The sequence below is a fragment of the Flavisphingomonas formosensis genome, assembly GCF_009755815.1.
GTDB classification, from domain to species: Bacteria; Pseudomonadota; Alphaproteobacteria; order Sphingomonadales; family Sphingomonadaceae; genus Flavisphingomonas; species Flavisphingomonas formosensis.
The window spans coordinates 288,228-309,916 of sequence record NZ_WRPK01000008.1; the positions used below are offsets into that span (position 1 = coordinate 288,228).

The following is a 21,689-nucleotide window of genomic DNA, read 5'->3' on the forward strand; positions in this document are numbered from 1 at the left end:
GGCGGGGGCTCATGGCTATTTCATCAGGAAAGTCATCTCCCACGAGATAGAGACATAGGCCCACGCCTGGGAGGCGACGAAATTACGCGGCCCAACGTGCGTGGATTGGCTGGTTGCAAACCGAAAGAGCCGCCTCACGCCGCCAATTGGGTATCGTCGATCGCCTGCACCCGCTGCCACGCAGCGCGCGCCGTGCAGCGGACCAGCCAGTCAGCGATCAGTGGAAAGCCGCTCATGTCGACGCGCGGCGCGATACCGGCGATCGGGAAGGCGGTGTTGACGTCACCGATGGTGAAAGCATCGCCCGCGACATAGGCATTGCCCTTCGCCAGATGCTTTTCGAGCGCGCCGAGCGTCTCGGTGATACCCCTCAGGCAAGACCCGACCAGCGAGCCGTCGGGCGCCTCCCCCGCCTGGCCCGCGCGGCGCAGCTCGCGCACCATGATGGTGAAATGGAACTCCACCTCGGTGATCGCCCAGCTCGACCATTGATCGATCCGCGCGCGAACCCGGATGTCATCCGGAAGCAGCGGCCCCGGCTTCAGCGCAGCGAGATACGCGGTGATCGCAACCGACTCGGTCAGCACGAAATCGCCGTCGACGAGCACGGGCACCTTGCCCATCGGGTTGAGCGCGAGAAAGTCGTCCGACTTGCCGTTCGGCACCGGCACCTGCCGATAGGGCAATCCGAGCTCTTCCAGCACCCATAGGCACCGCGCTACCCGGCTTGGCTTGGTTCCATAAATCGTCAGCATTTCGCTCTCTCCCGCTTGACCGCGAATTAACACGCTGGTTTAAAGTGTGCTAGTACATCATCTATAAGCACATAGGAGAGCGCCGCAATGGGGGATAACAGCTTCGATGCCTGGCGGCGCCACTCGCCCTTCTACGGCGAGACGCACGAAGCGCTTTCGGCCAGCGTGCGCGCCTTCATCCAGCGCGAAGCCCTGCCCCATGTCGACGCCTGGGAAGAGGCCGGCATCGTGCCGCGCGATTTCCAGGAGAAGGCGGGCGCGGCGGGCCTGCTCGGGCTCGGCTTTCCCGAGGCGATAGGTGGGACCGAGGACGGGATCGACAGCTTCCACAAGCTCGTGCTGGTCGACGAGACGGCGCGCTGCGGCTCGGGCGGCGTGCAGTCGGGCCTGTTCACCCATGCCGTCGCCATGCCGCTGCTGATCGACCATGGCGATCCGGCGCTCGCTGCGCGGATCGCGCCCGAGATCATAGCGGGCCGGAAGATATTGGCGATCGCCGTCACCGCACCCTCCGGCGGATCGGACCTTGCGGCTCTGAAGACGGTCGCGCGCCGCGACGGCGACAATTTCGTGGTGAGCGGATCGAAGACCTTCATCTCGAACGGCATGCGCGCCGATTATTTCGTGACAGCGGTGCGCACCGGCGGCGCCGGCATGGGCGGTATATCGATGCTGCTCATCCCGGGCGACAGCTCCGGCATCGCGCGCACCGCGCTCCGGAAGATGGGCTGGCATGCCGGCGACACCGCGACCCTGCATTTCGACGCGGTTCGCGTGCCGGCGAACCATCTGCTCGGCGAAGAGAACAGGGGCTTCAGGCCGATCCTGCGCAACTTCAACTGGGAACGCGTCCAGGCCGCGCAGCAATGCACCGCCTTCGCGCGCATTGCGCATGAGGAGGCGGTCGACTGGGCGGCGCAACGCGTCACCTTCGGCCAACCGCTCGGCACGCATCCGGTGATCCGATCGAAGCTCGCCGACATGAAGCGGCATATCGATACCACCCAGGCCTGGACCGACCTCAACGCCTGGCGCTTCGACCAGGGCACGGAATCGGCGGCTGAGATCGCGCTGCTCAAAGTGCAGGCGACGCAGATGTTCGAAAAGGTGCTGCGCGAGGCGGCACAGGTGCTGGGCGGCGCCAGCTTCGTCAAGGGCACGCTCATCGAACGGCTCTACCGCGAGGTCCGCGTGGGCGCGATCGGCGGCGGATCCGAAGAGATTTTGCTCGATCTGGCGGGACGCCAGCTCGGCTACGGCACGCAATGAGGGAGATTCCATGCCCTATCAGACCAATGATTCGCTCTGGAGCCCGGAGCACCAGATCTTCCGCCAGACCGTGCGCCATTTCCTGGCGACCGAGGTCGAGCCGAATGTCGACCAGTGGGTCGAGGATCATGAGATCCCGCGCAGCTTCTGGCTGAAAGCGGCCGAAGCCGGCATATTGGGCGTCGACATTCCCGAGGCCTATGGCGGACCGGGCGGCGACTTCCTCCACCGGCTCGTGATCGCCGAGGAGATCGGCTACAGCGTGGCCGGCGCGAGCATGGCGCCCTCCCTGATCGCCGACGGTACCGCCGAGATTCTCTACCGCTCGGCCAGCGAGGAACAGCGTCAGACCTATCTTCCGCCGATGATCCGCGGCGAGATGCTGTTCGGCCTCGCCATCACCGAACCGGACAGCGGCAGCGACGTCTCCGCGATCCGCACCACCGCGCGGCGCGACGGCGACGATTATGTGATCAGCGGATCGAAGACCTATATCTCGCAGGCCTCGATCGCGGACGCCTTCATGGTCGTCGCGCGGACCGGCGAGGAGCCAGGCTCCAAGGGCCTCTCGATGATCATCGTCGAGGCCGACCGGCCAGGGTTCAAGCGCGGCCGCGCGCTCAAGAAGATGGGCGTCAACGCCTCGAACACCGGCGAGATATCGTTCGACGAGGTGCGCGTGCCGGTCGCCAACCTGCTCGGCGCGGAGGGGCGCGGCATGGCGCTGTGCCTCGGCGGGGTGAACATGGACCGGATCACCTGGCCGCTGATCGCTCACGCCGCCTCGCAGCGCGCCTTCGAGGAGACGGTGGAGTTCGTGAAGAACCGCAAGGCGTTCGGCCAGACGATCTTCGATTTCCAGAACACCCAGTTCAAGCTCGCAGAGATCAAGACAGAGCTCGCCGTCGGCCGCGCCTATCTGGACGAAATCATCCGCGACTATCAGGCCAATGGGAAGCTCGACACGCTGAAATGCGCGATGGCCAAGATGTGGCTGCCGGAGATGGAAGCGCGGATCATGGATACATGCGTGCAGCTCCACGGCGGCGCGGGCTATATGGACGAATATCCGATCTCGCGCCTCTACACGGCAGCGCGGCTGCATCGCATCTTCGCAGGGACGGCGGAGATCATGCGGGTGATCGTCGCGCGGTCGCTGTAGGGGGACGGATAGGCTGCTCGTTTTCGTCATTCCGACGGAAGTCGGAATCCATTCGCCGCGGCGCCTCATCTTATGGGCAACGCTGCGGCGAATGGATCCCGTATCAAGTCCGGGATGACGAATGTTGGAATCACATCACGCCATCCAAGGACCCAGCCCATGTTCAAGGTGATCGTCCTCGCGAAGAAGCGGCCCGACATCAGCTTTGAGACCTTCCGCGACTATTATTCGAACCATCACGTCCATTTCATGAACCGGCTGCTCGATCATGGCGCAGCGGTGCATCGGCGCAATTTCGTGATCCATCCGAATCCCGACGCACCCGGCGACTATGACGTTATCTCCGAGGTCTTCTACGAGGATCGCGCGACCGCCGAGGCGACGATGAATGAGATGGCCGATCCCGAGGTGCATCGCCGGCGCGTCGAGGACGAAACGCATTTCCTCATCCCCGCCTCCGTCCGCGTCTTCCTCGTCGAAACCGACACGACGGTGTTCCGTCCGATCGAGGGAATGGGCTGATGCCGGGCTATTTTCCGGGAGATTGGTCTTGAACGTGTCCGAAGCCGTGGCGACGCGGCGCTCGATCCGCCATTTCCTGCCCGATCCGGTCGATCCGGTGGTACTGCGCCGCGTGCTCGACAAGGCGCGCGCGGCGCCCTCTGGCGGCAACCTCCAGCCGTGGAATAGCCATGTGCTGTCTGGTGCCGCGCTGGCACGGCTCTGCGAGGCGATCGCCGCGGTGCTGCCGCTGGGACGGGCGGCGCATGCCCCCGAATATCCGATCTATCCCGCCGCGCTCGACGGCCGCTATAGCGCGAGCCGCCATGAGGTCGGCGAGGCGATGTATGCCGCGCTCGGCGTCACGCGGGAGGACAAGAAGGGACGGCTCGCCCAGTTCGCGCGCAATTACCGCGCGTTCGGCGCGCCGATGCTGATGCTGGTGCACATGCCGCGCTATATGGGGCCGCCGCAATGGGCCGACGTCGGCATGTGGCTGCAGACGGTGATGCTGCTGCTGCGCGAAGAAGGGCTGGACAGCTGCGCGCAGGAGGCGTGGGCGGTCTATCAGCGCGAGATCCGCGCCTGCGTCGCCATCCCGGAGGACCATATCCTGTTCTGCGGCGTCTCGATCGGGCGGCGTGCCGCGGACCGGCCGGTCAATGGCTTTCCGGTGTCGCGCGTGCCGCTGGAGGAGAGCGTGACGTTCGTCGAGGCGTGAATGCGGCTTTATCTTTCGCCATCATCCCGACGAAAGTCGGGATCCATTTTGCCGCAGCGTTGCGCCTTTTGAACGACGTGGCGGCGAATGGATCCCGGATCAGCTAAGCGCCCCCTGAGTCGGGATAACGGAGGAGAAAAACCTATCTCCGCGCTAGAATTGTCATGAAGCGATAAGCGATAATGGATCCCGACTTTCGTCGGGATGACGGGCCTCCCTACAATTTCCCCGCGAGTTCCGGGACGACCTTGAAGAGGTCGCCGACGAGGCCGATGTCCGCCACCTGGAAGATGGGGGCGTCCTCATCCTTGTTGATGGCGATGATGGTCTTCGAGTCCTTCATGCCGGCGAGATGCTGGATCGCGCCGGAGATGCCGACCGCGATATAGACTTCCGGAGCGACGATCTTGCCGGTCTGGCCGACCTGATAGTCGTTGGGCACATAACCCGCATCCACCGCCGCGCGGCTCGCGCCGACCGCCGCGCCGAGCTTGTCGGCCAGCGGCTCGATGATGGTGTGGAAGTTCTCGCTATTCTGCAGCGCGCGGCCACCCGACACGATGATCTTTGCCGAGGTGAGCTCGGGACGTTCGGACTTGCTGATTTCCGCGCCGACGAAGCTCGACAGGCCAGAATCGCCCTTGCCCGCAACGGCCTCGACCGCCGCGCTGCCGCCTTCCTTCGCCGCCTTCTCGAAGGCGGTGCCGCGCACCGTGATCACCTTCTTGGCGTCAGAGGATTGCACCGTGGCGATCGCGTTACCCGCATAGGTCGGCCGGGTGAAGGTGTCGGCGCTCTCCACCGACAGGATCTCGGAGATCTGCATGACGTCGAGCAGCGCGGCGACGCGCGGCGCGATGTTCTTGCCATTGGCGGTGGCCGGCGCGACGAACGCGTCGTAACCCGCCATCAGATCGACCACCAGCGGCGCCACATTCTCGGGCAGCGCATTGGCATAAGCGGGATCGTCCGCCAGCAGCACCTTGGCGACGCCGGCGATCTTCGCCGCCGCATCCGCCGCGCCCTGCGCGCCCGAGCCTGCGACCAGCGCATGGACTTCGCCCAGCTTGCCCGCGGCGGTCACCGCGGCCAGGGTCGCGTCCTTCACCGACCCATTGTCGTGCTCGACCAGGACCAACACGCTCATGCCGCAACTCCCATCGCCTTGAGCTTGGCGACAAGCTCGTCAACATCCGCAACCTTCACGCCCGCGACGCGCTTCGGCGGCTCGGACACCTTGAGGGTCTTGAGGCGCGGCGTCACGTCCACGCCGTAGTCGGCCGGGGTCTTCTGCGCGAGCGGCTTGGACTTGGCCTTCATGATGTTCGGCAGCGAGGCATAGCGCGGCTCGTTGAGGCGCAGGTCGGTCGTGATGATCGCCGGCGTCTTGAGGCTCACCGTCTCGAGGCCGCCATCGACCTCGCGCGTCACCTTCACGCTGTCGCCCTCGACCTCGACCTTCGAGGCGAAAGTGCCCTGCGGACGGCCCGTCAGCGCCGCCAGCATCTGACCGGTCTGGTTCGAATCGTCGTCGATCGCCTGCTTGCCGAGGATCACGAGGCCGGGGGCCTCCTCCTCGACGATCTTGGCGAGCAGCTTGGCGACGCCCAGCGGCTCCACCTCGCCCTCGGACACCACCAGGATCGCCCGGTCCGCGCCCATCGCCAGCGCAGTGCGCAGCGTTTCCTGCGCCTTCGCCTCGCCGACCGAGACCGCCACGATCTCGGTGACGACGCCCTTCTCCTTCAGGCGGATCGCCTCTTCCACGGCGATCTCGTCGAACGGGTTCATCGACATCTTCACATTGGCGAGATCGACGCCGCTGCCGTCCATCTTCACCCGCGGCTTCACATTATAATCGATCACCCGCTTCACGGGCACCAGGACCTTCATGGCCTCACCTCCTATATAGTACGGTAACACACTATATGGGGAACTATCGATTTCGCAGCGTTGCGCAAGCCCTTTTCGCGCACGCTGGCTTCCAAGAAAGTGTGGACGTAAATAGGCGTCGAACCGGGTCCTCATATCGGCGCACGTCGGCGATCCAGTAGTCGCACCGGATGCACCAGATGCTACGTGACTCAACGGTCGTCACTCAGCATGCCTCGCTAGGGTCAGGACCCATTGATACGAGCGTTGTGATGCGATTCAGGCTCCGTGAGGAGACTGGACTTGAGCGACCTGTATTGGCTGACGGACGAGCAGATGGCGCGGCTTGAGCCGTATTTTCCGAAGTGCCACGGCAAGCCCCGGGTTGACGATCGCCGGGTGTTGAGCGGGATCATTTTTGTGAACCACAATGGCTGCGCTGGCGCGATGCGCCGAAAGACTATGGGCCGCACAAGACGCTGTACAATCGCTGGAAGCGGTGGGGCGACAGGGGCGTATTCCTGCGGATAATGGAAAGTCTGGCTGCGCCGCAGGCGGCCGAACGCAAGACGGTGATGATCGACGCGACCTATCTGAAGGCGCACCGCACGGCATCGAGCCTGCGGGTAAAAAAGGGGGCGCGGGCGCCTGATTGGCCGCACGAAAGGCGGCATGAACACCAAGCTTCATGCCGTGACGGATAGCAATGGTCGCCCGATCAGCTTCTTCATGACCGCAGGCCAGGTCAGCGATTATATCGGCGCGGCGGCCTTGCTGGACGAGCTTCCCAAAGCCCAATGGCTGCTGGCGGATCGTGGCTACGACGCCGACTGATTCCGCGATGCTTTGCAGGAAAGGGCATCACCCCCTGCATCCCGGGCCGGAAATCCCGGAACAAGGCCGTCAAATACGACAAACGTCGCTACAAGCGCCGCAACCGGATCGAGATCATGTTCGGCCGCCTGAAGGACTGCGGCGGGTCGCCACACGCTACGACAGGTGCCCAACCACCTTCTTCTCCGCCATCGCCCTCGCTGCCACCGTCATCTTGTGGCTCTGATCAGCGAGTCCTGACGCTAGCTATCTGAGCGTCTCAACCCGATCTTGAGCAATGTTGCGCGGCATCGTTGATCGTTGCTCTGCGTGGCAGGGCGTCTGAATATCGTCTAGCCCACGTGGGCAAATTCGAGACGTCAACGCGACGGCGGCGATTCGCCTCTCTCGTTTGAAAGCGCCCGCTCCGGACACGCTGACAGAGCGGTCGTTGACGAAATTCGCCTGTCTTCTATCAGGTTAATTAGCCGCGCACGATATCGGCCCGCTTTTCAACGGATAAAGAACTCGATCGGCACCGCCAACTCGACTTCGTCCGGCCGATCAGCCGGAATCCTGGGCAGAGGATCGGCTCGCCGCAGCGTCTCGAGCGCGGCTCGGTCGAGCGCCGGATAGCCTGAACTACGCACCAGAGACGACGTCAGGACGCGCCCGTCGCGATTGATGTGGGAGCGGATGTAGACGACGCCCTGTTGCCGCGTGCTACGCGCCGCCCCAGGGTAGCGTCGAAATTTCTCCAACCGCGCCAACACACGGCCTTCCCAGCTATCGGGTGCGTCACTCTGCGCCAGCGGGGCTGGTGGCGCTGGGATTGCCTTCGGTGCGACGGTCTCGACCTGTTGTGGGGCGGGATCAGCCTTTGGCTGCTCGCTGGGCGGCGGTACGATCAGCGGCCTCGCCAATGGCGTGGTGATTGCTGGATCGGCTCGATCTTGGGCGGGATCGGGCGCGTTTCCTTCTCGCGCGCTGGCTGCGGATTTTCCTTCTCGGTCCGATCCGTTTCTTCCGGAGGCGATGCGAGCGGAAGCAGCGCCACCACCAGCGGGGCCGACGGCTTGGCGACCGTGGAAGGCTCGCTGAACTGAATAGCGAATGCCGCGATCAGCGCGGCATGGATCGCGAGCGTGACGGCGACCGCTTTCGGCTTGGCGCCACGCGGTGCGCCATAGACGCCGCGTTCGATGGGGAGCGCAAGCACGAGCGGCGCAGTGGTAGTATCCGCTTCGCCGACCTCGGGAAGCGGATCAGGACGCACGAGAGCGAGCACGCCGCGGCCTCCCTGATCGGCGGATGTGATGAGCGATCACGATCAACGGGAAGGCCAGCGCGGCCCACTACAACCACCACAAGCCTCCGCCACCCAGCAGCGCTGAGAGCAGGCCAAAGAGCGTCAGTAAGGCCAGGCCGATCGGCCAGCCCCATAGCCGTGCGAAACCGACATTGTCCCACCGCGTCATTTAGCGGGCTCCGGTTCCAGGCCCGCACCGTGCGAGCGTTGAGATTGCGCCGCAGGTGTCGCTCGCCGACGTCGCGCAAGCCATAGATAGAGCCCGCTGCCAAGCACCAAGATCGTCACGACGTCGAGCAAGGCCCAAAGGATCTTGAGGGGCAGACCGCCATAGTCGCCAAAATGCAGCGGGCGCGATACGTCGAGCAGGCGCAGATACCACGGCACCGGCAAAGCACCTGCCATGCTCGGCTTTCCGGTCAGCGCGTTGATGGCGACCGGGGCTGTCAGACGCTTCGTCAGCGTCGTCGTGCCGCTTCCCCACACCAGATAATAGCCTGGGATGCCGGGCGCCTTGCCGGGGAAGATCACGGTTTCGAATTTCATCTCCAGCGCAACGCGGCGCGCTGTCGCCAAGGCTTCATCCGGGCCGATCGCCATACCGTTGGACTCGACGGTGGGAAGCGTTCGGCTGATCCCAGCTCGCCAGGCGTTAGAGAGCGGGCGCTCGATCGCGTTCATAAAGCCCGTCGCTGTCACGACCAGGAGCCAAGCCGCGGACGCGATCCCAATCACGTTATGCCGGTCAAGCCAGGCGAGGCGGCGGCTGCGTTCCACTCGGATGTCGCCGAATGGCCGGCCCGCCGCAAACGGCGCGTAGATCATGATGCCCGAGATGACAGACAGCAGAGCGGTCGCACCTACGGCGGCGATGAACAGCCGCCCCGGCAGGCCTGCAAGCAATTCGCCGTGCACCGCGAGGAGCAGGCCGACGATGCCGGGGGGCTTGGGCCGGCCGGCATCCTTTGGCAGACCGCTCTGTCCATCGAACAGCAGCGGCCTCTGACCACCGTATTCCAGCGCGCATATGGGGGCGCACTTGCTGGTCGACCTCGGGCATACAGTCCGGCTCATTCCCCCTCAGTACGTCAAACCCTATGTGAGGAGAAACAAGACGGACGCAGCCGACGCGGAGGCGATCTGCGAGGCCGTGACCAAGCCGAACATGCGGTTCGTCCCGATCAAAACAAAGCAGCAACAGTCGATCCTGGCTTTGCATCGCGTGCGCAGCCTTCTGGTCCGGCAGCGAACAGCGACGATCAACGCGTTGCGCAGGCTACTCGGGGAATACGGACTTATTACAGGTAAAGGCATTCGGCAGCTAGCCGCTTTGAGCGAGCGTCTGCATGCAGCCGACGAATCGATCATGCCCAATGAAGCTCGAGAAGCTCTCCGCTGCCTCTTCCGGCACATCGATGCCCTATCTGAAAAGCTTCAGGACATGGAAGCACGGATCATTGCCTGGCACCAATCCAGTCCGGACAGCCAGCGGCTGGCTTCTGCTCCGGGCGTTGGTCCGATCACTGCGACCGCGATCGTGGCAGCTGTCGGAGATGGAAAGCAGTTCAAGTCCTCGCGTCACTTCGCTGCGTGGCTCGGTCTGACGCCGCGCATCAAAGCAGTGGCGGTAAGGAAAAAATTTGGGAGGATCAGCAAGGGCGGCGACCCCTACCTCCGCACGCTGCTGATACACGGCGCCCGAGCCGTCGTAGGAACAACATTCCGAAACGGTATCGCGCCCCGGCCTTGGCTAAAGGATCTGGTGGCACGGAGGCCGACAAACGGCGCGGCAACCGCCGTCGCTCACGATACCGCGCGTTCTCTCTGGGCCATGATGACCAGGAGCGAAGAATATCGCCACCATCCGGTTCAGCTAATGGCGGCCTAATCAGCTCGGGCCCTTCAGGGGACCGACTTGCGAGGCGAAGACAAGAAGTATGGCGAACCGGTTCAACGGGGGTTCGGCAAAGGCCAATGCAACGATGTGAACCATTTTGAGTTCGTCCATTTGTCCGGCCGTCGATCCGCGGAAACCACAGGGGCCTGCGGCGTGTGAAGCCGCACAACAAGGCCGAATACACGACCGCAAGATCCGATCTCGCTGTATCTATCGAAATGCCTTGTACGTTGGGGGTGGTCCATACACGCCGTTTTGGCTCGATAGGGCCGGTACACGTGGGGCTGCAAGCGACAATGGCGGGCGAGCGCCAGGAGCGACCGATTGTAGACGATATGGCCGTAGCCATCCTCGCCGGTGACTGCGGTCTTCATGCGGTCGTAGAGAATCTCGATCGGCACGCCGCCGAGCGCTTCGAATGCCTGCTTATGACAGCGCAGCAGCGTCTGCGGATCCCGTTGCGGAACATAGCGCGCGAACAGCAAGCGCGAACGGCCCAGCACCACTGAACCGCGAACACAAACTCGGGCGAAAGTCGGGTGAAATCGGGTGAAAATGCGGTTTTGTTCGCTAAATATTCCATCTCCACAACGCCATAGCCGGCTGAAAACATTGCATTTTTTATTCTTCGCTGTGTTGACATCGCAGGGGTCGCAAGTTCAATCCTTGCCGCGCCCACCATTTTCCCTCGACATTCAGCTCTCTTCGCTCCCCGGCTGAGGCCGGGATTACCCTGATGGCGTTCGAAAATAGGGGTAAGGTCGGGTGAAGTGCGCCGTCCGCCTTGGACGTTAAGTCAACGATGACGCCCTCGATACCGTCACGGACCGTGCGCAGATAATCGACATGGAAGACGGTATAACGACCTGCTCGGTTCGCTCAGCGGTCGGTGCTCCAGCGACCTCTTCAGCTCGATGAGATCATCGCGTCGGTTCGCCAGAATGGCCGCCACGACGTACGAGGCCGCCCTGCCCCCGGCCACGTCAGTGCTCCTGGTCCGCTATCCGCACCAGAAGGGAATCGACCTGTACCTGCGCGCCGGCCTCCACCCGCAAATCGGCAACATTTCCGTCGAATGGCGCCGCAAGCGTGTGCTCCATCTTCATCGCCTCGAGCGTAAGCAGCTTCTGGCCTTTCTTGACCGCCTGGCCTTGCCTGACATGGACCATAGTCACCTTTCCCGGCATCGGCGCAACAATAGCCCCGTCACCCACGGCGGCCCCGTGAGCACCGGTCCGGCGCCACGGCGTGAGCAGCCAAGCCTGGCCGTTTTCTGAGACGATCGCCGAGGTTCGCGGATGTTCGGTACCTGGACCGGCAAGCGCGATCTCGACCGGTTTGCCGTCGAGCAGGAAACGGCCATGGCGCTGCGGCGCGGCGTTGAGGCGGAAGCCCGGAACGCGGCTCCGGTTGACCAGCGTCTCGGCCGCACGGGCCAGCGCAGCCTTGGATGGGCCCTGAGCCTGGACCATCGCGTCGCCTTCGCGTCCGATCAGGCCCGTGTCGACCGTGCCGGCAAGGAACTGCGGATGCCCTAGCGCGGTCACCAGAAAGGCGGCGTTGGTCCTGACCGGATAAACCACCGTCTCCCTGAGCATCGCGCTGAGCCGCTCGATCGCCTGGGCGCGGGTTGCGCCATGAGCGATGACCTTGGCGATCATCGGATCGTAGAACGGCGAGACTTCGGTCCCTTCGTCGACGCCGGAGTCAATTCGGCCGCCCGGCGTCAAGCCAATCTGCAGCACCTCAAGCCGCCCGATCGAGGGCAGGAAACCACGCGCCGGATCTTCCGCATAGAGGCGCGCTTCCATGGCCCAGCCATCGATCGCCAGTTCGTCCTGGGTCTTCGGCAGCTTCTCGCCACTGGCCACCCTCAGTTGCCATTCGACCAGATCCTGCCCGGTGATCGCTTCGGTGACCGGATGCTCCACCTGCAGCCGGGTGTTCATTTCCATGAACCATATCCGGTCGGCGTGCAGGCCTTGCGAGCCATCGGCGATGAATTCGATCGTGCCTGCCCCCTCATACTCCACCGCCTTGGCTGCGCGGACGGCCGCCGCACAGACGGCGGTGCGGGTGACTTCGTCCATCCCCGGCGCCGGCGCTTCCTCGATCACCTTCTGGTGCCGGCGCTGCAGCGAACAGTCACGCTCGAACAGGTGGACGATGTTTCCGTGGCTGTCCCCGAACACCTGCACTTCGATGTGGCGAGGGGAGAGGATGTACTTTTCGATGAGGACCACGTCATTGCCGAACGAAGCACTGGCTTCGCGCTGGCAGGAAGCAAGCGCATCGAAGAAGTCCTCCGGCTTCTCGACCAGCCGCATCCCCTTGCCGCCGCCACCCGCTACGGCTTTGATCAGCACCGGGTAGCCGATCTTGCCGGCTTCCGCGGCGAGATGCATCGGGTCCTGATTATCGCCGAGATAGCCCGGCGTGGTAGGAACCCCGGCATCCTGCATCAACCTCTTGGCCGCATCCTTGAGGCCCATCGCGGTGATGGACTTGGGCTTGGGGCCGACCCAAACGAGGCCGGCGTCCAGTACCGCCTGGGCGAACTCGGCATTTTCCGAAAGAAAGCCGTATCCAGGGTGGATCGCTTCGGCCCCGGTCCGTTTCGCGGCCTCGAGAACGCGCGCGCCCACCAGATAGCTCTCGCGGGCAGGCGAAGGGCCGATGTACACCGCTTCGTCGGCGCTCCGCACGTGCAGCGCATCGGCATCGGCATCGGAATAGACCGCCACGGTCTTGATTCCGAGACGGCGTGCGGTGCGGATGATGCGACATGCGATCTCGCCGCGATTGGCTATGAGGAGGGACTTGATCACTGGCTGTCTCCCCCATCACATCCTGAATACGCCGAAAGCCGGGCGATCTGGGACAGGCACCTCCAGACTTGCCTCCAGCGCCAGGCCGAGCACGTCACGGGTCTGGACCGGGTCGATCACCCCATCGTCCCACAGCCGCGCCGTGGCGAACCAGGGATTGCCTTCCTCCTCATACTTCTGGCGGATCGGCGCCTTGAAGGCTTCTGCTTCCGCCGGCGTCCATGTCGCGGCATCGCGGTGCACGGTCGCGAGAACCGAAGCGGCCTGTTCGCCGCCCATCACGCTGATGCGGGCATTGGGCCAGGTGAAGAGAAACCGCGGCTGATAGGCACGACCGCACATTCCGTAATTGCCGGCACCGAAGCTGCCGCCGATCAGTACCGTGAACTTGGGCACCGTCGCCGTCGCGACCGCGGTAACCAGCTTCGCGCCGTGCTTTGCGATTCCTTCGGCCTCATATTTTCCGCCGACCATGAATCCCGAAACATTTTGCAGGAACAGCAGCGGGATGCGCCGCTGGCAGGCCAGTTCGATAAAGTGCGCGCCCTTTTGCGCGCTTTCCGAGAACAGCACGCCATTGTTGGCGAGGATCGCTACCGGCCATCCGTGAATATGAGCGAAGCCGCAGACCAGCGTGTTGCCGAAAAGCGGCTTGAACTCATGCAACTCCGAGGCGTCCACGATCCGGGCGATCACTTCATGCACATCATAGGGTGCGCGGACGTCCTCTGGAATGATGCTGTAGAGCTCGTCCGCGTCATATAGCGGGGCGCGCGCTTCGCGGCGGTCGATCCCGCTGTCCTGCGGTGCACCCAGCGTCGAGACGATATCGCGGACGATTGACAGCGCATGCTCGTCGTTATCGGCAAGGTGATCCGCCACTCCCGACTTGCGTGCATGGAGATCGCCGCCGCCGAGAGCCTCTGCCGAGATCACTTCGCCGGTGGCAGCCTGGACGAGGGGCGGGCCCGCCAGGAAGATGGTGCCCTGCTCCTTCACGATCACCGTCTCGTCGCTCATTGCCGGCACATAGGCTCCGCCTGCCGTGCAAGAACCCATGACCGCGGCGATCTGCGCAATCCCCCGCGCGCTCATATTGGCCTGGTTGTAGAAGAACCGGCCGAAATGGTCGCGGTCAGGGAAGACCTCGGCCTGGTTAGGCAGATTGGCGCCGCCGCTATCGACCAGATAGATGCAAGGCAGGCGGTTCTCGCCTGCGATCTCTTGCGCGCGCAGATGTTTCTTCACCGTCATCGGGAAGTAGGTGCCGCCCTTCACCGTCGCATCGTTGGCGAAGATCATGCATTGCCGGCCCGATACGCGACCGATCCCGGCGATGATGCCCGCGCCCGTCACCTCGTCGCCATACATGCCGTTTGCGGCCAGTTGGCCGATCTCGAGGAAGGGCGAACCGGGATCGAGCAGCTGTTCTACCCGGTCGCGCGGGAGCAGCTTGCCGCGGGCAACGTGCCGTCCGCGGCTGCGCTCGTCTCCACCCAGTGCAGCGATCGCAACGCGCTCGCGCAGCTCTGCCGCCAAGGCACGATTGTGCGCAGCGCGCGCCTGCGCCTCGGGAGAGGAAAGGTCGAGATTGGTCGTGAGGACCGGCGCGCTCATCGCGCCGCCCCAATCAGCTCGCGCCCGATCAACATCCGGCGGATCTCGTTGGTGCCTGCCCCGATATCGAGCAGCTTGGCATCGCGCAGGAAACGCTCGACCGGCCAATCCTTGGTATACCCTGCCCCACCCAGGGCCTGCACGGCCTCGCCCGCGGCACGAAAGGCGTTTTCCGAAGCCAGCAGGATCGCCCCGGCGGCATCGAATCGGGTCGTCTGCCCGGCATCGCAGGCACGCGCGACGGCGTAGATATAGGAGCGCGCAGACTGGAGCGCGACATACATGTCGGCGATCTTGGCCTGCATCAGTTGGAAGGTGCCGATCGGCTGGCCGAACTGCTTGCGCTCGCCGACATAAGGGATGACCACGTCGAGACAGGCCTGGATGATCCCGGTCTGGATACCGGCAAGCACGACCCGCTCATAGTCGAGCCCGCTCATCAGAACGCCGACGCCACCGTTCAGGGGGCCCATGACGTTCTCGTCGGGCAGGAAGCAGTCGTCAAACACCAATTCCGCGGTTGGCGAACCGCGCATGCCCATCTTGTCGATCTTCTGCCCGATGGAGAAACCGGCCATGTCCTTCTCGACCAGAAATGCAGTGATGCCTCTCGAACCCGCGTCGGGCGTGGTCTTGGCGTAAACCACCAGCGTATCGGCATAAGCTGCATTGGTGATCCAGAATTTGGTGCCGTTCAGTCGATATCCTCCGTCCACGCGGTCAGCTCTGAGCTTCAGGGCGACGACGTCGGAACCGGCACCGGCCTCGGACATGGCGAGGCTGCCGACATGCTCGCCGGAAATGAGCCCGGGCAGGTATTTCGCCTTCTGCTCGGGGCTGCCCCAGCGACGGATCTGATTGACGCACAGGTTCGAATGGGCGCCATAGGACAGCCCGATCGAAGCCGAGGCCCGGCTGACTTCCTCGACCGCCACGACGTGCTCAAGATAGCCCAGCCCGAGGCCCCCGAATTCCTCTTCGACAGTGATGCCGTGGAGACCGAGTTCTCCCATGGCCGGCCAGAGTTCCTCGCGCGGGAACCAGTCTTCCGCATCGATGCGGGCGGCCATGGGCGCGATCTTCTCGTCCGCGAAGCGGCCGGCCGTCTCGCGGATCATCAAAGCCGTTTCGGACAGGCCAAAATTGAATTCTGGGGTGGCTCTCATGGCAGACTCTCCTCGAGGCCGCCTCTTACCAGATGGAACGACAGCGTAGAAAATTGATTTTGGTCGCGGCTGTCCATAAAATAAATCTATGCTAAAACGCGCGCATCTCCGGCATTTCATCGCCCTCGTCGAAACGGGCGGATTCACAGCCGCAGGCCGGCGCCTCGGCCTGACCCAACCGACCTTGTCGGCGAGCGTGGCGGAACTCGAACGATTGGTGGGCGCTCCCTTGATCCTTCGCACCAGGGAAACGGGACGTCGTGCTCTCAGGTTGACGGATGCCGGCCACCGGCTGCTCGCTCAGGCCCGCACGATCGAGCGTGAATTCCGCGCTGTCGAAACGGCTCTCGTGCCGGGCCGGACGCCGACGCGGCCCCTTGTCGTGGGAGTATTGGCCTCGCTGTCCACCGCCATGATCGGCGGTCTGCGTCGACGGTTCGGCGACGAACGGCAACTGGTGCTGATGGAGGGTACCGACGCCGATCTGCGGCGCCGGCTGGGCGACCGGCAGATCGATGGCGCCCTGACCCTGCTGCGCCACGGCGAGACCGATGAACCGACGCTGGAAGAAGGCTATGCGGTGCTTATGTCGCACCGTCATCCGCTTGCAGGTCGGCGCGAAGTGGAAGCCGAGGAACTGGCCGGAGAAAGCATGATCGCCCGGCGCTCATGCGAGTTGCTGCCCGAAACGAGCAAGTTCTTCACCACCCGTGGCGTGCGACCGCATTTCCTGATGCGCAGCGCCAACGAGGATCGCTGCCTGGCCATGGTGCGAGACGGGTTTGCGATAACCACCGGCCCCGTTTCGCTCGCCGGTGGAGGCGTGGTGGCGGTGCCGTTGCATGGCTATACTTATAGGCGGAGCATCGGACTTGTGATGCCGGCCAGCGACGGCCGCGAAGCGCTCTCGACAGCCTGGGTCGCCAGCCTGGATTCTGCTTGTCGTTGAGCGCGGACCTGCCACCCCGATGGTTCTCGCTTGTCCTGGCAGGGCAAGGATGGTGTCTCCTCGAGAGGAGATCAGGTGTACCAGTCCGCACTGAACGACACTCTATCGGAAAGACGACCGATGTCTCTCAAGCACCTTTCCTTTCTGGCAGTTGCGATCCTGCTCAGTTTTCAGGGGAACGCCGTGGCGGAGCAACCCGGCCACGTCACCGGCGTCGGCGGCATCTTCGTCAAGAGCAAAGACCCCAAAGCGCTTGCGATATGGTATCGCGACGTGCTCGGCCTTGACGTGGCTTCGTGGGGCGGAGCGGCGTTGCCGCTCGATGCGCCCGGCCATCCCCCGAAGCTGTCCTGGGCGGCGTTCCCAGATTCGAGCGACTATATGAGCCCATCGACGCGAGAGTTCATGATCGACTTCGCCGTGGACGACATGGATGCGATGATCGCCCGATTGATCGCGAAAGGCGTTCCCATCCTGAAGCGCGACGATCACGATCCGTTCGGTCGCTTCGCATGGATCCAGGATCCCGACGGAACGAAGATCGAGCTTTGGCAGCCGAAGAAGAGCTAATGGTCAAAACCTGATGCTTGATGCCCACCCCCAGCCGCTCGGGAACGGCTCGATATTTGGTAGGAAGCGGTGGTTCGCAGCGACTCCTCCTAAAAAACCGTCGTTCCCGCGCAACAGGTTGAACGACAGCTCTTGTCAGAAGCTGCTGTTCGCCCTTTGCTCGAGCGGCTTCGCATAGCCAGAGGAGCTGGCGGCCGTGATCTGGCAGCTTACGGGCAGTTCGAAGCCAAGAGCTGATCTTCCTTCAGGATTTCACCGTGGCGCCGAACCCCAAGCGTGAGCCATAAGCTTCAAGAGTCGTCCGGGTGTCGATTGCCTCAACGAGAGACAATATTGCTCGGGCGTGCTCGCTCGGTGTTGCAGCTCTGGCGTGACGACCACAACCATGTGTGACCACATAGCGGAACTTGTTGAGCTGACGTTCGACGATGCGGTCCGAGGGGTCGGACCACACCGCGCGAAAGGTCAATAAACCTGCCTCCTGCGCCAGTTATGATTGGTAGCGCTTTGGCAATCATGTCATCGCGTAAACACGGTCTTCCCCCGGGTGCGACCCTCGATCATGTCACGGACCGCCTCGCGCGCTCCGGTCATCGGCATCACCGCCCCGATCTCGGGCTCAATGTTGTTCCGGATGACGAACTGCATCATCGCTTTCATTTCCTCGAGCGTGCCCATGATGGTACCGCGGATGTCGATCTGTTCGACGAAGATACGCAGCAGATCGGTCTCGGCGGCGTGGCCCGTCGTGACCCCGTTGATCACCAATACGCCGCCGCGTTTGACGGCCTTCAGACTGTCTGCCCATGTCGCGGCTCCGATATTGTCGACGACCGCGTCGGCGCGGCGTGGCAGTGGGTCGCCATGCCGGAATATACGGTTGGCGCCGAGACGTTCGGCGATCGCCGCCCCTTCGTCATTGCGGGTCGTGACCCAAACTTCGAAGCCGGCCGCCCGACCCATCTGGATCAGGGCTGTCGACATGCCGCCCGAAGCACCCTGCACGAGGATAGTCTGGCCGGGGATTAGTCGTGATTTGGTGAAAAGCGCGCGATAGGCCGTGAGCCAGGCCGTGCCGAGCAGCGATGCGTTGAGCGCCGACAGACCTTCGGGGATAGGCAGCGCGTTGCGCTTCGGAATAGCGACGTAGTCGGCCATCGTCCCGGGCACGAGTTCGCTCAGGACGTGCCAGTGAGGGTCGATCGTCTCATCGCCCCTCCAGCTGTCCGTCCCCATCACGGGGTAGATTACGATAGGCGTTCCATCGTCGAGCAGCCCGGCGCCGTCATTGCCCAGGATCATCGGAAAAGGGATCGGCTCTTCCTGCGCCGTGAGCCCGCGCAGGGTGAAAATATCATGCCGGTTTAGGCTGGCGTGGGTCACCTTCACCCGCACCCAGCCCTCTTCCACGATCGGGTCAGGGCGTTCGCCGACGACAACCGAGGCAAGTGGGTCCTCGAAATTCGCTTCTTTTGCATAGACGGCGAACATGGTCGTTCCTTTCAGAACGGTTTGGAAGTTTGGTGCCGCGTGGGTGACATCGATCGATTGCCATCGTCCGCTTGCCGATACCCGCCCTCCACTGAGGGGAGGGCGAACGTCCGGGTAGAATTTCAGACGGTCGGAACAGTGCCACCGTCGATGACGAACTCGGAGCCATGGATCGCAGCGGCACGATCTGAGGCCAAGAAAGCGATAAGCTCGGCAACCTCGCACGGCTCCGCCCCACGTCCGATCGGGATTCCGCCGATCCAGGCCATGACCGCTTGCCGTGCTTCCTCGAACGTGCCGCCATTGGTAGCCTGCATATTCTTCACGAGGTCGACGGCGCCCTCGGTCATGATCCAGCCGGGACAGACGATGTTGACCCGGACACCCTTTGGACCCAGTTCTTTGGAAATGGATTTGCTGTAGGTTCTCAGCGCCCCCTTGGCGGCGGCGTAGGCAGTGGTGGACTCGGGCAGAGGCAGCACCGACTGAGTCGAGGTGACGTGCACCACTGCGCCATTGCCTCGCTCAATCATCTGCGGGATCAGAAGGCGATCAAGGCGAACCGTCGCTAGAAGGTTCAAGTTCAGTTCCGAGAGCCAGAGGTCGTCTGTCAGCGCAACAAAGCCGCCGGGCGGCATAGCCGAGCCACCGACGACATGGGCAAGGATGTCGATGCCACCCAGCCGATCGAACGCCGCCTTGGCCAGCGCTTCGCCGCCCTCCGCCGTGGTCAGGTCCGCCTGCACATATTCGACACCCTCTATGGGATCCTTGATCGCGCGGGCGGCGGTGACCACACGGGCTCCGCCGGTCAGGAAGCGTTCGACCGTGGCGCGGCCCAGACCCTTGGTGCCACCGCTGACGAGCACGCGCTTGCCGGCGAACTCGGTGGGATCGGCCTTGATGCTCATACCGTGGTCTCCAGCGTCTTGATGGCGCCGTGCATCAGGGTGAAGCGATAGGTGAAACGGAGCGGGCTGCCTGGGAAGTCACCATGGGCGGGACCTTCGACGACGACATCCCCATCTTCTTCCCGAAGAGTATCCGGCGTGAAGATCGCCTTCACCGGGATCACTTCTTCCTCGAACAGCTGGCGGATCGCCACCTGTCCCTCGAAATGCTTGCCGTTGTCGATGAAGACGGCGTCGCGCAGGAAGGGCTTCAACATGCCGTCGATATCGAGACGGGCATTGGCCTCGATATAGTCGGCGATCGGCTTGGGCAGGTCCATTGACATGTTCATCTCCTCGACGGTGACGAGGGATATTTAGTGATGGACTTTTCGCCTGATAATCGAGACAAATTGGCATATAGTGTCACGGAAATCGGGACAATGACTCGCCATTCGCTGATCGAGCTCGAGGCGGTTCTCGCCATCGTTCGGTGCGGCTCGTTTCGAGCGGCGGCGCTCGATCTCGGCATGTCGACCACGGCCATCAGCAACGCGGTTGGCAAGCTCGAGCGGGAGCTTGCCGTGCGGTTGTTCAATCGCACCACGCGCAGCGTCTCGCTCACCTATGCGGGTCGGATCTTCGTCGCACAGATCAAACCAGCGCTTGAGGACATCCAAAAAGCGATGAATACGGCGCGCTCCCAGCAGGAAACGCCGTCCGGAACCTTGCGTATCAATGCATTCGCGACGGCCGCACGCGAACTCATGGCGCCGCTGGTCCTGAGCTATCTGCAGCGCTATCCGCAGGTTCATATCGACCTCGTCACCGAGGGACGGCTTGTCGACGTCGTAGCGGCGGGCTTCGATCTGGGAGTGCGAAGCGCGGATCTGGTGCCCAGCGACGCGATCGCCATTCCGCTGGGTCAGATGCGACGCATGGCGGTTGCCGCATCCCCCGCCTTTTTCGAAAGCAGGGCTATCCCCCAAGTGCCGCAGGAGTTGCTCGCTTATCCCTGCGTTCGCGTGCGGCTTCCCAATGGCGCATTGTTCCGATGGCGGTTCGAGAAGGGAGGTGAAGAATTGCAGCTCGACGTCGAAGGCCCGATCACCCTCGACGAGGCTTCCCTGGCCCGGATCGCGGTAATGAGCGGCGTAGGGATCGGCTATTTCATGGAAACCGATATACGCGACGACATCGCGACGGGACGGCTCGTGCGCATTCTCGAAGACTGGACGCCGCCGCTCGTGCCGCTGTGCCTCTATTATTCCAATCGGCGCAATTCCTCCGCGGCCTTCCAGGCCTTTATCGCGCTCGCGCGCGACTTCGCCGCCGGGCAGCTCGCACAGCCTTGAGTCTGCTGATTCCGCGTCCGCGCAGCGCGCCGTGGTTATGCCGCCAGGCAGTTCGACGACGCGACGATTGGCGGGCACCAGCGAACTCGCTCATCGGACGGCCGATGGGGAGGTGACCCCAGTGGAGGCGCCTTGCTGAAGATGCCCCTCGCCAAATTCTGCCAGAACCATGGGTGGCTGATCCGAACGACCGGCTCTGGATCGACTCCGGACGGTCGTTGATCCGGTACCAAGCGTCAGATTTCAACATATTTGAACGCATACACTCGGATCGCGGCTTCTCTCGATCACCCCCCGTTGATTTGCCCCAAGCAGGAGCGAGGATACGGCATCGCTGTGATTCTCAGCGCAACTGACCGCCCGTTAGCCCATTTGAGCAATGGAAAATCCGGCAATCTCATCTTGGCTTACTGACATAGCATAGGATCGTGGATATGGTGCCGCTTGGAGAGGAAGCCTGGGCCCATCGATGGAGACCCAAGGTGAACGTGCTTGCGAATATGTTCGACGCCCTGCTCGGGTGC

21 protein-coding genes and 2 pseudogenes are annotated in these 21,689 nt (G+C 63.3%); 9 read left to right on the plus strand and 14 right to left on the minus strand.

What is annotated here, in order from left to right:
- Positions 1-134 precede the first annotated feature (134 nt).
- A complete protein-coding gene (locus GQY20_RS21785) occupies positions 135-755 on the minus strand; it encodes a glutathione S-transferase family protein (protein WP_157219258.1) in 621 nt (206 codons plus the stop codon).
- Between the two features lie 87 nt (positions 756-842).
- Here GQY20_RS21785 and GQY20_RS21790 point away from each other — a divergent pair, with 87 nt between their 5' ends.
- From GQY20_RS21790 to GQY20_RS21805, 4 genes are all read left to right on the plus strand, one after another.
- Complete coding sequence (locus GQY20_RS21790) at positions 843-2,024, plus strand: acyl-CoA dehydrogenase family protein (protein ID WP_157219259.1); 1,182 nt, start codon at positions 843-845, stop codon at positions 2,022-2,024.
- A gap of 10 nt (positions 2,025-2,034) precedes the next feature.
- On the plus strand, positions 2,035-3,186 hold the full coding sequence (locus GQY20_RS21795; RefSeq protein WP_157219260.1) for an acyl-CoA dehydrogenase family protein: 1,152 nt from the start codon (positions 2,035-2,037) through the stop codon (positions 3,184-3,186).
- A gap of 159 nt (positions 3,187-3,345) precedes the next feature.
- Complete coding sequence (locus GQY20_RS32645; RefSeq protein WP_157219261.1) at positions 3,346-3,708, plus strand: EthD domain-containing protein; 363 nt, start codon at positions 3,346-3,348, stop codon at positions 3,706-3,708.
- Positions 3,709-3,742: 34 nt separating this feature from the next.
- Positions 3,743-4,408, plus strand: coding sequence for a nitroreductase (locus GQY20_RS21805; RefSeq protein ID WP_332836105.1), 666 nt, complete (start codon positions 3,743-3,745; stop codon positions 4,406-4,408).
- 217 nt (positions 4,409-4,625) lie between these two features.
- Here GQY20_RS21805 and GQY20_RS21810 read toward each other — a convergent pair whose 3' ends face one another.
- Both GQY20_RS21810 and GQY20_RS21815 read right to left on the minus strand, forming a co-directional pair.
- Positions 4,626-5,555: an electron transfer flavoprotein subunit alpha/FixB family protein gene (locus tag GQY20_RS21810; RefSeq protein WP_157219263.1), complete on the minus strand. Its 930-nt coding sequence runs from the start codon at positions 5,553-5,555 to the stop codon at positions 4,626-4,628.
- Positions 5,552-6,301, minus strand: coding sequence for an electron transfer flavoprotein subunit beta/FixA family protein (locus GQY20_RS21815; RefSeq protein WP_157215429.1), 750 nt, complete (start codon positions 6,299-6,301; stop codon positions 5,552-5,554). Before GQY20_RS21815 ends, GQY20_RS21810 begins: the two co-directional genes overlap by 4 nt.
- Before the next feature lie 282 nt (positions 6,302-6,583).
- On the opposite strand from GQY20_RS21815, the pseudogene GQY20_RS21820 reads away from it, so the two are divergent.
- Positions 6,584-7,340 (plus strand): annotated as a pseudogene (locus GQY20_RS21820) (IS5 family transposase).
- 265 nt (positions 7,341-7,605) lie between these two features.
- Here GQY20_RS21820 and GQY20_RS32845 read toward each other — a convergent pair.
- From GQY20_RS32845 to GQY20_RS21835, 4 genes are all read right to left on the minus strand, one after another.
- On the minus strand, positions 7,606-8,016 hold the full coding sequence (locus GQY20_RS32845) for an energy transducer TonB (protein ID WP_269769769.1): 411 nt from the start codon (positions 8,014-8,016) through the stop codon (positions 7,606-7,608).
- Entirely contained in the window at positions 8,001-8,381 is a 381-nt protein-coding gene (locus GQY20_RS21830; RefSeq protein WP_157219265.1) for a hypothetical protein, read from the minus strand. Before GQY20_RS21830 ends, GQY20_RS32845 begins: the two co-directional genes overlap by 16 nt.
- Before the next feature lie 67 nt (positions 8,382-8,448).
- The gene (locus GQY20_RS32850; RefSeq protein WP_269769770.1) at positions 8,449-8,571 is read right to left on the minus strand and encodes a hypothetical protein; all 123 of its coding nucleotides are present in this window, start codon (positions 8,569-8,571) and stop codon (positions 8,449-8,451) included.
- On the minus strand, positions 8,568-9,476 hold the full coding sequence (locus GQY20_RS21835) for a PepSY-associated TM helix domain-containing protein (RefSeq protein ID WP_157219266.1): 909 nt from the start codon (positions 9,474-9,476) through the stop codon (positions 8,568-8,570). The genes GQY20_RS32850 and GQY20_RS21835 overlap by 4 nt, the downstream gene beginning before the upstream one ends.
- On the opposite strand from GQY20_RS21835, the gene GQY20_RS21840 reads away from it, so the two are divergent.
- Positions 9,442-10,290 carry an IS110 family RNA-guided transposase gene (locus GQY20_RS21840; protein WP_157219267.1) on the plus strand — a complete coding sequence of 283 codons (849 nt, stop codon included), beginning with the start codon at positions 9,442-9,444 and terminating at the stop codon, positions 10,288-10,290. The two genes, GQY20_RS21835 and GQY20_RS21840, sit on opposite strands and share 35 nt — an antisense overlap.
- Positions 10,291-10,550: 260 nt before the next feature.
- Here the strand turns inward: GQY20_RS21840 and GQY20_RS21845 are convergent.
- From GQY20_RS21845 to GQY20_RS21860, 4 genes and pseudogenes are all read right to left on the minus strand, one after another.
- Positions 10,551-10,805: pseudogene (locus tag GQY20_RS21845) on the minus strand (DDE-type integrase/transposase/recombinase); the annotation flags it as partial.
- Positions 10,806-11,282: 477 nt separating this feature from the next.
- Positions 11,283-13,127, minus strand: coding sequence for an acetyl/propionyl/methylcrotonyl-CoA carboxylase subunit alpha (locus tag GQY20_RS21850; RefSeq protein ID WP_157219268.1), 1,845 nt, complete (start codon positions 13,125-13,127; stop codon positions 11,283-11,285).
- Positions 13,128-13,142: 15 nt separating this feature from the next.
- Positions 13,143-14,744 (minus strand): carboxyl transferase domain-containing protein, encoded by a 1,602-nt coding sequence (locus tag GQY20_RS21855; protein ID WP_157219269.1) that lies wholly within the window; start codon positions 14,742-14,744, stop codon positions 13,143-13,145.
- The gene (locus tag GQY20_RS21860; RefSeq protein WP_157219270.1) at positions 14,741-15,910 is read right to left on the minus strand and encodes an isovaleryl-CoA dehydrogenase; all 1,170 of its coding nucleotides are present in this window, start codon (positions 15,908-15,910) and stop codon (positions 14,741-14,743) included. The genes GQY20_RS21855 and GQY20_RS21860 overlap by 4 nt, the downstream gene beginning before the upstream one ends.
- A gap of 88 nt (positions 15,911-15,998) precedes the next feature.
- On the opposite strand from GQY20_RS21860, the gene GQY20_RS21865 reads away from it, so the two are divergent.
- Positions 15,999-16,859 carry a LysR family transcriptional regulator gene (locus tag GQY20_RS21865; RefSeq protein WP_157219271.1) on the plus strand — a complete coding sequence of 287 codons (861 nt, stop codon included), beginning with the start codon at positions 15,999-16,001 and terminating at the stop codon, positions 16,857-16,859.
- Positions 16,860-17,042: 183 nt separating this feature from the next.
- Positions 17,043-17,429, plus strand: coding sequence for a VOC family protein (locus GQY20_RS21870; RefSeq protein WP_232476186.1), 387 nt, complete (start codon positions 17,043-17,045; stop codon positions 17,427-17,429).
- 519 nt (positions 17,430-17,948) lie between these two features.
- On the opposite strand, the gene GQY20_RS21875 is transcribed toward GQY20_RS21870, so the two are convergent.
- The 3 genes from GQY20_RS21875 to GQY20_RS21885 all read right to left on the minus strand — a co-directional run bounded on the left by GQY20_RS21875 (position 17,949) and on the right by GQY20_RS21885 (position 20,157).
- Positions 17,949-18,920: a zinc-binding dehydrogenase gene (locus GQY20_RS21875; protein WP_157219273.1), complete on the minus strand. Its 972-nt coding sequence runs from the start codon at positions 18,918-18,920 to the stop codon at positions 17,949-17,951.
- 122 nt (positions 18,921-19,042) lie between these two features.
- Positions 19,043-19,831 (minus strand): SDR family oxidoreductase, encoded by a 789-nt coding sequence (locus GQY20_RS21880; protein WP_157219274.1) that lies wholly within the window; start codon positions 19,829-19,831, stop codon positions 19,043-19,045.
- Positions 19,828-20,157, minus strand: a complete 330-nt coding sequence (locus GQY20_RS21885) for a nuclear transport factor 2 family protein (protein WP_157219275.1) — start codon at positions 20,155-20,157, stop codon at positions 19,828-19,830. The genes GQY20_RS21880 and GQY20_RS21885 overlap by 4 nt, the downstream gene beginning before the upstream one ends.
- Positions 20,158-20,253: 96 nt before the next feature.
- On the opposite strand from GQY20_RS21885, the gene GQY20_RS21890 reads away from it, so the two are divergent.
- A complete protein-coding gene (locus GQY20_RS21890) occupies positions 20,254-21,165 on the plus strand; it encodes a LysR family transcriptional regulator (RefSeq protein WP_157219276.1) in 912 nt (303 codons plus the stop codon).
- Positions 21,166-21,689 lie beyond the last annotated feature (524 nt).

Excerpts from the sequence above, each read along its gene's own strand:
- GQY20_RS21880 (WP_157219274.1), bottom strand. The coding sequence starts at position 19,831 with ATGAGCATCAAGGCCGATCCCACCGAGTTCGCCGGCAAGCGCGTGCTC.
- GQY20_RS21835 (WP_157219266.1), bottom strand. The coding sequence starts at position 9,476 with ATGAGCCGGACTGTATGCCCGAGGTCGACCAGCAAGTGCGCCCCCATA.
- GQY20_RS32645 (WP_157219261.1), top strand. The coding sequence starts at position 3,346 with ATGTTCAAGGTGATCGTCCTCGCGAAGAAGCGGCCCGACATCAGCTTT.
- GQY20_RS21790 (WP_157219259.1), top strand. The coding sequence starts at position 843 with ATGGGGGATAACAGCTTCGATGCCTGGCGGCGCCACTCGCCCTTCTAC.
- GQY20_RS21785 (WP_157219258.1), bottom strand. The coding sequence starts at position 755 with ATGCTGACGATTTATGGAACCAAGCCAAGCCGGGTAGCGCGGTGCCTA.
- GQY20_RS21865 (WP_157219271.1), top strand. The coding sequence starts at position 15,999 with ATGCTAAAACGCGCGCATCTCCGGCATTTCATCGCCCTCGTCGAAACG.
- GQY20_RS32850 (WP_269769770.1), bottom strand. The coding sequence starts at position 8,571 with ATGACGCGGTGGGACAATGTCGGTTTCGCACGGCTATGGGGCTGGCCG.
- GQY20_RS21875 (WP_157219273.1), bottom strand. The coding sequence starts at position 18,920 with ATGTTCGCCGTCTATGCAAAAGAAGCGAATTTCGAGGACCCACTTGCC.
- GQY20_RS21810 (WP_157219263.1), bottom strand. The coding sequence starts at position 5,555 with ATGAGCGTGTTGGTCCTGGTCGAGCACGACAATGGGTCGGTGAAGGAC.
- GQY20_RS21815 (WP_157215429.1), bottom strand. The coding sequence starts at position 6,301 with ATGAAGGTCCTGGTGCCCGTGAAGCGGGTGATCGATTATAATGTGAAG.
- GQY20_RS21885 (WP_157219275.1), bottom strand. The coding sequence starts at position 20,157 with ATGTCAATGGACCTGCCCAAGCCGATCGCCGACTATATCGAGGCCAAT.
- GQY20_RS21890 (WP_157219276.1), top strand. The coding sequence starts at position 20,254 with ATGACTCGCCATTCGCTGATCGAGCTCGAGGCGGTTCTCGCCATCGTT.
- GQY20_RS21860 (WP_157219270.1), bottom strand. The coding sequence starts at position 15,910 with ATGAGAGCCACCCCAGAATTCAATTTTGGCCTGTCCGAAACGGCTTTG.
- GQY20_RS21855 (WP_157219269.1), bottom strand. The coding sequence starts at position 14,744 with ATGAGCGCGCCGGTCCTCACGACCAATCTCGACCTTTCCTCTCCCGAG.
- GQY20_RS21795 (WP_157219260.1), top strand. The coding sequence starts at position 2,035 with ATGCCCTATCAGACCAATGATTCGCTCTGGAGCCCGGAGCACCAGATC.